The following is a 9,927-nucleotide window of genomic DNA, read 5'->3' on the forward strand; positions in this document are numbered from 1 at the left end:
GTCTCATCTGGTCGAAGCCCGGTCAGGCTTTGGCCGGGTCACTTCTGTTGCAAACGATCTGGAACGACGATGCTCGATATCAAATGGATCCGTGAGAATCCCGAAGCGCTTGATGCCGCTCTTGCCAAGCGCGGCGCGGAGCCCCTGGCTCAAAATCTCGTTGCCCTCGATGAAAAGCGCCGCTCCGCCGTGCAGAAGGCCCAGGACCTGCTGTCGCGTCGCAATCTCGCCTCCAAGGAGATCGGCGCGGCGCTGTCCCAGAAGAATGGCGAGCTTGCCGAAAAGCTGAAGGCCGAGGTCGCCGAATTGAAGACCCTGCTGCCGGCGATCGAGGAGGAGGACCGGCTACTGACGGCCGAACTCACCGACGCGCTCTCGCGCATCCCCAACATACCTTTCGACGACGTTCCGGTCGGCAAGGACGAGCACGACAATGTCGTTACCCGCACCGTCGGCGAAAAGCCGCGCTGGAACCACACGCCGAAGGAGCACTTCGAAATCGGCGAGGGGCTTGGCTATATGGATTTCGAACGCGCTGCCAAGCTCTCCGGCTCGCGCTTCACGGTTCTGACCGGGCCGCTCGCCAGGCTCGAGCGTGCGCTCGGCCAGTTCATGATCGATCTCCACACCCGTGAGCACGGTTATACCGAAGTCAGCTCGCCGGTGATGGTGCGCGCTGAAGCCCTGTTCGGCACCGGCAACCTGCCGAAGTTCGAAGAGGATCTCTTCAAGACGACGGATGGTCGCTATCTCATTCCGACGGCCGAGGTGACGCTGACCAATCTGGTGCGCGAGGAAATTCTCGACCAGGAAAAGCTGCCGCTCCGCTTCACCGCCTTGACGCCGTCCTTCCGCTCCGAAGCGGGCTCGGCTGGCCGCGATACGCGCGGTATGCTGCGTCAGCACCAGTTCTGGAAATGCGAACTCGTCTCGATCACCGATGCCGAGAACGCCGTCGCCGAGCATGAGCGCATGACGGCCTGCGCCGAGGAAGTACTGAAGCGCCTCGGCCTGCATTTCCGCACGATGACGCTTTGCACCGGCGACATGGGCTTCGGCTCGCGCAAGACCTACGATATCGAAGTCTGGTTGCCGGGACAGAATACTTTCCGCGAAATCTCCTCCTGCTCTGTCTGTGGCGATTTTCAGGCCCGCCGGATGAACGCGCGCTACCGCGACAAGGACGACAAGATCAACAGGTTTGTCCACACGCTGAACGGCTCGGGCACTGCCGTCGGCCGCTGCCTGATCGCCGTCCTCGAAAATTATCTGAACGAGGATGGGTCCGTCACGATTCCGGACGTTTTGCTTCCCTATATGGGCGGATTGACGAAAATCGAACGGGCGGCCTGAGGCGATGCGCATCCTGCTGACGAATGACGACGGCATTCACGCGGAAGGCTTGGCCGCGCTGGAGCGGATCGCCCGCACGCTGTCCGATGACGTCTGGATCGTGGCGCCCGAGACCGACCAGAGCGGCCTTGCCCATTCGTTGAGCCTGTCGGAACCTCTGCGGCTGCGCAAGATTTCCGACAAGCATTTCGCCTTGCGCGGCACGCCGACCGATTGCGTCATCATGGGCATCCGGCAGGTGATGGACATCAAGCCCGATCTCGTTCTCTCCGGCGTCAATTCGGGCTCGAACGTTGCCGACGACGTAACCTATTCCGGCACGATCGCCGGCGCCATCGAAGGCACGATGCAAGGTGTGCGCTCCTTCGCGCTCAGCCAGGCCTATCTCTATGAGGACGGCGCGCGCGTCGTGCCCTGGGAGGTCTGCGAGACACATGCGCCGGCTCTTCTGGAAAAACTGATGGTTCTGGACCTGCCGGAGGGCACGTTCCTCAATCTCAACTTCCCGAGCTGCCGTCCCGACGAGGTCGACGGCGCTGAGGTGACCATGCAGGGCAAGCTCGCCTTCAACCTGCAGGTCGACGCCCGCTCCGATGGCCGGGGCTTTCCCTATTACTGGCTGAAGTTCGGCGAACGCGCTGGCGCCTTCGTCGAAGGCACCGATATTCACGCCCTGAAACATAACAAGATTTCGGTAACGCCTTTGAAACTGGATCTGACCGATTATTCCGTGACGGACCGCGTGGCGCGGGCCTTGGGATACGGAGCACAGGTTTGACGGCAAGACTGGCCGAGAAAGAGGGCTTTGCGGCGCTCGTCCTCAGATTGCGTGCCGAAGGCATCTCCGACCTCGATCTGCTGACGGCGGTCGAGCAGACGCAGCGCTCGCTGTTCGTGCCGCCGCAATTTTCCGATGATGCCTATTCGAGCCGGACGATACCGATCGAATGCGGCTCCTTCCTTGAAGGCATCGATTTTGTGGTCCGCATCCTGCATCACCTCAAAGTCAAACCAGGACAGCGCGTCCTCGAAATCGGCACCGGCAGCGGCTTTACCGCCGCCGTCATCGGCCGCATGGCCGAACGTGTGCTGTCCATCGACCGCTACAAGACGCTGACGTCGGCGGCCCAGCGGCGCATGGAATCGCTTGGTCTGCGCAACGTCATCATCCGCCACGCCGACGGCAGTGCCGGCATGCAGGGAGAGGGCACCTTCGACCGCATCCTGGTGACGGCGGCTTTCAATGCAATGCCGCGCTTTTATACCGACCAACTGGTTTCCGGCGGCTCGATGATCGCGCCGCTGATGATTTCTGAAACCGAATGTCGCATGGTGCGGTTGACGAAAACCGGCAGCCGTTTCGAACGCGAGGAACTGTTCGAAGCCCCGTATTTGCCGATCGTTCCGCGCCTTGCATCGCTGCTGTAAGCTCTACGATTTTTACCCGTAAGCTATGGTTATCAACTTCTCAAAAATATCGCACTGATTCCAGCATCTTAACCGCGTGGTAATACTAACGCGTTTTAATAGACTCACAAATGGTTGCGTTCTCAGTGGGTCGAGTCAATGCGTTTCAGTCTTTCGCCTAAGTTCGGGAAGTCGGCCGGTAATCTTCTGGTTGTGGGCCTGCTGGCGAGTGCCGCAACAGGCTGCAGTTCCGATGTGACACGGTTTGGCGGCTTGTTTTCCTCCTCAGGGCAGGATCAGATCACCACAAGTTCCATTCCGCGCAGGGGTGGTGCTCAGGGCGATCCGGTGCCTCGCGCCGATCTCGGCGGCTCCGCCGTTGCCAGCCAGTCGGGCTACGGCGGTGGCAATGGTGCGCTGAACCAGCCTTATCCGTCGAGCCCAAGTTACGATCCGGTTCGTACGTCGAACGCGCGCATGGCTTCCGCGCCCGTCTCGGTGCAGCGTTCCGAGCTTGCTGCCCCGATGGCGGTTGCGCCTTCCCGCCAGCGGGAAAAGGAAGTCGCCCTCGCCCAGCCTTTCCCTTCAGTGCCTCATGCCGAAAAAAACCGATTGGTGGCTCCGACTGCGCCGAAGCTGACGCCCGATACTCTGACGACGGGCACGACGCCGAAGGTCTCCGGCTGGTCGGGGACCAATGCTCCCTCCGTAACGTTGCGCCCGGGTGAAAGCATTGCCACGCTGTCCAGGCGCTTCGGTGTTCCGGAAAAGGAAATCCTGCGCGTCAACAACCTGAAGACGGCTTCCGCCGCCGCGCCCGGCCAGGCGATCCTGATCCCGACCTTCAATGGCGGCAATGCCGCCAAGGCGGCGTCGCAGGCGGCCGATCTCTCCAAGCCCGGCAAGATGCCGGAGCCGGTGAAGGCTCCTGAGCAGAACGTCGCCGTCGTTCCCGGCGCCAATTCCGCCCGCGACAAGACGATGGCGAGCGCCGATTCTACCGGCAAGCTTCCGGCCGGCGCCGGCAAGGATCCGAAAGCGCCTGCCGGCACCTATGTCGTCAAGCAAGGCGATTCGCTGGCAAAGATCGCCAAGGCGACCGGCACCAAGATCGACGATCTCAAGGCCGCCAACAATCTGTCGGCCAGCTCGGTCAGGATCGGACAGGCGCTGAAGATCCCGAACGGCACCGCCGACAATATCAAGACGGCGTCGATCCAGCCGCAGAAGGTCGATCCGAAGCCGGCTCAAACGGCGCCCGCCCAGCAGACGGCCTCCGTTGAGCCCGCACCCTATAAGGCGCCGGTCGCCACGCAGACGGTCGACGATGTCGAGAAGAAGTCTGACGTCAGCTCCGCCGCACCGGAATCGACCGGCATCGGCAAGTATCGCTGGCCGGTCCGCGGTCAGGTCATCGCTTCGTACGGAGCCAACGTCAACGGCAACCGCAATGACGGCATCGACATCTCGGTGCCGCAGGGAACGCCGATCAAGGCCGCCGAAAATGGCGTTGTCATTTATGCCGGCAACGGCCTGAAGGAACTCGGCAACACGGTTCTCGTCCGTCACGACGACGGCACCGTCACCGTCTACGGCAATGCCGATACGTTGAGCGTCGCTCGCGGGCAGAAGATCCAGCGTGGCCAGACCGTCGCCGTCTCCGGCATGAGCGGCGACGTCAAGCAGCCGCAGGTCCATTTCGAGGTGCGCAAGGACGCATCCCCGGTCAACCCGATGACTTTCCTGGAATAGGTACAGCGTACCAGGAAGCGAGAAAAGCCCGGCCAACAGCCGGGCTCAGACCGCTGACAAACCCGTCGATTTTTTCGGCGGGTTTTGTTTTTGCGGATTGCGGTTTGTGGGCTGGTTTATATTTACGGGGTGACAGAAGGGCTTTTGCTCTCACGCCAGGCTTGGTTTGGGCGCCTTTGTGAGAGCGATTGCGATCTTTTTGATGTTCTGAGCGGCGGCGGCCATGAGGCACTGGCATGCGACGCGGGTGAGACTTCGGAAGCGGGCATAGCGGTGCCCATGAAGTTGCTTGGCATCGGCAAACGAGCGTTCGACCGTCTCCTTTCGCCGCTTGTAGATGGCCTTGCCCCAAGGCGTGAGGCGGTGGGCGTCGGTCCTCTCGCGGGCGTCTTGCCAGACATGGCGGGTGATGGTGCGTTCATCCTTGGCATTGGCAGTGCAGGAGGCCAGCAACGGGCAGTCGCCGCAGATGGTCGGATCGGACCGGTAGTGCCGATAGCCGTTGCGGTCAGTGGTGGCATAGGTCAGGCGTTGGCCTTCGGGGCAGCGGTAGCCGTCGGTCTCGGGCTCATAGTGGAATTTCGACTTGCGCATCATGCCAGGCTTGGGCGGTGTCGGATTGCGGTAGCCGGTGACGCCGAGAATGTTGCGGTCTTCGAGACCTTTGGCGATGCCTGATGTGGCATAGCCGGCATCAAGCCCGACGGCTGAGACATCGAATGAGAACCGTTGGCGCTGGCGGTCCAGCCGGTTGAGATAGACGATGCTGTCATGCACGTTGGCGGGCGTGACATGGGTGTCGGTGATGATCGCAAGTTTGCCATCCACCGTGCGGTGATCGAGGTAGAAGAAGCCCTTCGGCTTGCCGTCACGCACCATGTAGCCGCTGTCGGGATCGGTGCGCGACACCTTGGTTTCCTTCACCTCCGGCTCGCGCTCCTTTTGCTTCAAGGGCTTCTGGCCATGCACTGCCCGCTCGGCCTCAATCGCCCGGTCGAGATCGGCCCAGTAGTCGGAGCGTGACTTCTCGATCATCGCAAGATCGTATTTGCCCTTGTTGGCATTCGCCTTCAGGTGCGTCGAGTCGGTATAGAGCACTGTACCGTCGACCAGTCCATGTCCGACCGCCTGTTCGACGATATGGTCAAAGATGTCCTGGGCAACGCTCGTATCGTTGAAGCGGCGCCGCCGGTTCTGGCTCATTGTCGAGGCATCGAACACGCCGTCCGTCAGCTTCAGCCGCAAGAACCAGCGATAGGCGACGTTCACCTCGATCTCGCGCACCAATTGACGCTCCGAGCGCACCCCATAGAGGTAGCCGATGAACAACGCCTTGAACATCCGTGTCGGATCAAGCGGCGGTCGGCCGTTGTCGGGACAATAAAGTCCGGCAACGCGATCGTGAATGAAGGAGAAATCGATCACTGCGTCGATCTTGCGCAGCAGGTGATCTTTCGGAACCAGGCTGTCGAGTGTCACCATCTCCAGAGCCGTCTGTTCGGGGGCAGGTTTCTTCAACATGTCTCAATGAATCACAAACCCCTGAGCGATGCCAGGGGTTTGTCAGCAGTCTGAGCCCGGCCAACAGCCGGGCTTTTGTCATTTTGAGGGATATGCAATTCTGGTCATGTCAGGCTTGGGACTGCCTGTCGCACGGGCGGAGTTGTACCGCCCGGATCCTCGATCATCGGCGCGAACTCGCCGTTGAAGATCACCGCTGCCCTCATCCAGGACATTGGGGCAAAGGCCGATGACGCATTCAGCCTGACGTTCGACGCATATGACGTCTACTTTCCCCAAAGTTCAATTCACTATGCCTCGACCCAATTGGAACGGATAGGCAGCCCATGACGAATATCGCGCAGATGCAGGAACAGCGTCTCGAAGCACTCCGATTGACGAAGTCGGGTGCGCCTGAATTGCCGTCGAACCCGTTTTTCGGCGTCGGCCCGATCACCGATGCGACCACCGACGAAGTGGACAGCCGCCTGCGGCGTATCGCCTTCGACGCGTGGATCGAGAAGACCTATCGCAAGTTCGACGACAAGGGCAACGATATCGGCGCTTTCACCACGGCGGAGATTTCCCGCAGCATGCACCGCGGCTATCCGGCGGATAAGATCCTGACCGACATGATGCGGGCGATCCACAGCTACTTCCATTTCCCGAACACGAACCGCATGGCGGTGGGGCTCGGCGGCGGCCACAGCGGCTACACCGTCTGCGTCCAGCATCTGATGAACGCCAACGACGCCAACCAGCGCGTCTATGTCGATACGCCGCGCCCGGAAAGCGATTTATCCCGAGCCGCCGGCTTCTTCCGCCAGTCCTGGGCCACGCAACTGATCGAGATGCAGCGCTTCGCCGAAAAGGGTTGTGAGAGCCGCATTCACTTCGCCGCCTCCGAAGGGGTAATCCCGACGGCCGCCGAGCTTTGCGACCTCGGTGTGTCGATCTTCGTCGGTGTCGGCCACGAGACCACCGGTGCCAATGCTTATACGAGCCGCGAGATCCACGAACTACTGAACTGGATCGATCGCGACCCGGCAAATCACCATGCGGTGTTCGACGCCACCTCGATGCTCGGCGCCATGCCCTGGGAACCCGAACTGGTCGACGCAGTGATGGCGAAATGCTGCCTGTTTATGCCGTTCCAGAAAGCGATCGGCGGGGTTTCGGGATATTTCGTCGCCTCTTTCACGCCGCATGCCCTGGCGTTAGTCGAGAAGAATCAGCAGAATCCCGCCTGGGCGATCCCGCGCCAGCTGAAGATCGCGCCGCCGATCGACGCGCGCCAGCCGCTTTCGGCCAAGCGTTCCGTAGATGCCGGGCCGTTCTACGATGCCGGGGAAGACCGCATGCTCGGCGGTGTCATCAACACCTACAGCGCGCTTGCCTTTGCCGAAACCACTTTCGGCCTCCTGCAGTCGCAGGCGCGGGTCGGCTCGGTGATCGAGCTCAACCGCCGCTCTGCCGCCAATCGGGCGGTGATCGACGGGTGGGTTAAGTCGCATCCGCTCCTGTCGCTGACCGTCACCGATGCCGAGCGGCGCGGCGCGGCGGTGACACTCCTGAAGGTCGAAGATGCCGGCATCACCGATCCCGCCATCCATGCGCGCATCATTGCCCGGTCGAAGCAATTGCTCGGCTACGAGGGCATCACCCATCCGAATGGCGAGGTCGAGCCTGGTCTCGACGCGGCGCGCTACGTCAATGCGTTCCCGGGAACGCCCGGCGACTATCGCGCCTGGGCCGGCGGCATCCGTGAGCCGACAGATGTCGTGGCCCTCTTGGAAAACCTGCAATACGCCTATCTGCGCGCAAAGATCGTCGTTCTCGAAGAGAATCTGGCGGAAGAGGGAATAACCTTTGAGGCGACCGCCAAGGTCGGTGCAGCGGTCCGCAAGGACGATCCGCAACGCGCCTACAAGGTGCTGATCGCCGATCTGGTCGGCCTGCGGCTCGGCGCGGGCGGGAAGCCCGATCACAATGAAATCCGAGCGTATGTCGAGGAAAAGGGTGGCGTCTTCCATACTGGCCCGATCGGCGACGGCTCGGCGCTGGAGAAGGGTCGCATCCATTTCTTCTATCAGCCGGACCTCAGTACCGAAGCAGAAATCCTGCCGCAGACGGACAACGGCCAATATGACGCATTGATCGTGGCGGCGACCTTCATTCCGAAGGCTTCAGTCTTTCCGCTTGGCGGCGTGCGCATCGGCGCGGGAACCGGCAACATGGGCTCGGCTTCCTGGGGCGGCGGCAACGGCGAGGGCGGCGGAGCGCCGCTGATGAATACCCCCGGCATCAACAGCCGGGCGACCGCCCAGATGGCGATGAAGGCGATCCTCAAGGTCGTCCCCGATTTGCCGGTCGACAGGCTGCACCAGATGGTCGCCAGCGGCGATTTCGATACCGGACGTCAGCTCAAAGATTTTCCGACCGCCAAGCTGGAGGGTCGGAAAATCGCCATCCTCGGCTACGGCAATATCGGCCGCGAAGTCGCCAAGCTCGCCAAGGCCTTCGGCATGCTGGTGGCAATTTATGCACGCCAGCATCACCAGCGCTGGATCGAGGCAGAAGGTTTCAGCTACGCTGCAAGCCCTGTCGAAGCGGCGGCTGGCGCCGACGTGCTCTCCGTCCATATCGGTCTCGGCCGCCTGGATGCTTCGACCGGCGTTTACTCCAACGCCGGCGTCGTCGACACGCAGGTTCTTGATGCGATGAACGACGGGGCAGTGCTGGTCAACTACGACAGGGGCGAGGTTGTCGATGCCGTGGCACTCGACCAGGCGTTGTCGGCCGGCAAGATCGCCCATGCGGCGATCGACGCCGACCTCTTCAAGGATGCCGGGACCGGCAATCTCAGCGGACCGATGCTGCCTTACCTGCCTTTGGAAGAGCGCCACGTGGGCAAATTGGAACTGCTGCCGCATGCCGCCGCAGATACCGATCATCCCTCGCGGGTGACCGGCGCCAAGCAGGCCGTCGACCAGATCTTCGACGTCATCCGGTTCAAGTCGGTCACCAATCTCAAGGGAGATCTGCCGGAGGGCTACGTCTCGGCAGGCGGTCGCACGCCGCCTGGCATCGGCAGGGTGACGAAGCGGGTGGTCGGCGAGATTGGCGACTCGGAATTGCTCGACGAGTTGCGGCGGACCTCAGAAAAGGTCGCGGCGATCGTCGGCGCGCTCTCGGCTGTCTCCGATCCGAACCACCGCGGTCGGATCGTCGATCGCTACACCGGTCTGCTAGCCGAAAGTGCTAGCCGGCAGCGTGCTCTTCTCGATCAGCTTGGTCTCTACGGACCGGCGGGCGAGTAAGCCGGCCGGTCGATCAGCCGGCCCGTTTCAGCCAACCCTCCCGAGATTTGCCTGGCAAATCTGCAAGACTTGGGAACCGCCGGACGCACTGATCGCTTCGCCATAGCGAAGCGGTGCGGCCAGTGGGCCGGGCATCTCTAGCCAGGATCAGAGGCGATCGGCTCTGCCCTGACGAAAACCTGCTCCGGCAGAATGCTTCAATCTAACCAGGAAGGGCTCTAGAGTCTGTCAGGGTTATTCTGAACCATACCCTGCATGTCTGAGGTAGTTGGAGCACTCCTGGGGACTGAACGCCTTCAAGAGTTCTCCAATGCGTCTCCATGTTGTTTCAACGGTTCGTTCGTCTGCCTTTCTGACGAGTGTCTTGAGCTTTGCGAACATCATCTCGATGGGATTGAGGTCGGGGCTGTAGGGCGGCAGGAAGAAGAGATGTGCACCGACATCTCGGATCGCGTCGCGGGCCGGCTTTCCCTTGTGGCTTCCCAGATTGTCGAGGATGACGATGTCACCGGATTTGAGTGTCGGGACCAGACATTGGCGAACCCATGCGGTAAAAGCGATGCCATTGATGGGACCATCGAGGACGAAGGGGGCA

7 protein-coding genes are annotated in these 9,927 nt (G+C 61.5%); 5 read left to right on the top strand and 2 right to left on the bottom strand.

Annotated features, from left to right (window positions below):
- Positions 1-69: 69 nt before the first annotated feature.
- The 4 genes from serS to RCCGE510_RS06950 all read left to right on the top strand — a co-directional run bounded on the left by serS (position 70) and on the right by RCCGE510_RS06950 (position 4,512).
- A complete protein-coding gene (gene serS / locus RCCGE510_RS06935) occupies positions 70-1,353 on the top strand; it encodes a serine--tRNA ligase (protein WP_007628472.1) in 1,284 nt (427 codons plus the stop codon).
- A gap of 4 nt (positions 1,354-1,357) precedes the next feature.
- Positions 1,358-2,131: a 5'/3'-nucleotidase SurE gene (gene surE, locus RCCGE510_RS06940; protein WP_007628474.1), complete on the top strand. Its 774-nt coding sequence runs from the start codon at positions 1,358-1,360 to the stop codon at positions 2,129-2,131.
- Positions 2,128-2,781 (top strand): protein-L-isoaspartate(D-aspartate) O-methyltransferase, encoded by a 654-nt coding sequence (locus RCCGE510_RS06945; RefSeq protein WP_007628476.1) that lies wholly within the window; start codon positions 2,128-2,130, stop codon positions 2,779-2,781. Before surE ends, RCCGE510_RS06945 begins: the two co-directional genes overlap by 4 nt.
- Before the next feature lie 138 nt (positions 2,782-2,919).
- Positions 2,920-4,512 carry a M23 family metallopeptidase gene (locus RCCGE510_RS06950; RefSeq protein WP_037078026.1) on the top strand — a complete coding sequence of 531 codons (1,593 nt, stop codon included), beginning with the start codon at positions 2,920-2,922 and terminating at the stop codon, positions 4,510-4,512.
- A 150-nt stretch (positions 4,513-4,662) separates the two neighbouring features.
- Here the strand turns inward: RCCGE510_RS06950 and RCCGE510_RS06955 are convergent, their stop codons facing one another.
- Positions 4,663-6,033 carry an IS1182 family transposase gene (locus RCCGE510_RS06955; protein ID WP_007628480.1) on the bottom strand — a complete coding sequence of 457 codons (1,371 nt, stop codon included), beginning with the start codon at positions 6,031-6,033 and terminating at the stop codon, positions 4,663-4,665.
- Between the two features lie 326 nt (positions 6,034-6,359).
- Here RCCGE510_RS06955 and RCCGE510_RS06960 point away from each other — a divergent pair, with 326 nt between their 5' ends.
- On the top strand, positions 6,360-9,332 hold the full coding sequence (locus tag RCCGE510_RS06960) for an NAD(P)-dependent oxidoreductase (RefSeq protein WP_007628482.1): 2,973 nt from the start codon (positions 6,360-6,362) through the stop codon (positions 9,330-9,332).
- A gap of 234 nt (positions 9,333-9,566) precedes the next feature.
- Here the strand turns inward: RCCGE510_RS06960 and RCCGE510_RS06965 are convergent.
- On the bottom strand, positions 9,567-9,927 hold a 361-nt coding region (locus RCCGE510_RS06965), incomplete at its 5' end, for a transposase (RefSeq protein ID WP_007628484.1).

This window comes from Rhizobium sp. CCGE 510, assembly GCF_000292525.1.
Classification (GTDB): Bacteria; Pseudomonadota; Alphaproteobacteria; order Rhizobiales; family Rhizobiaceae; genus Rhizobium.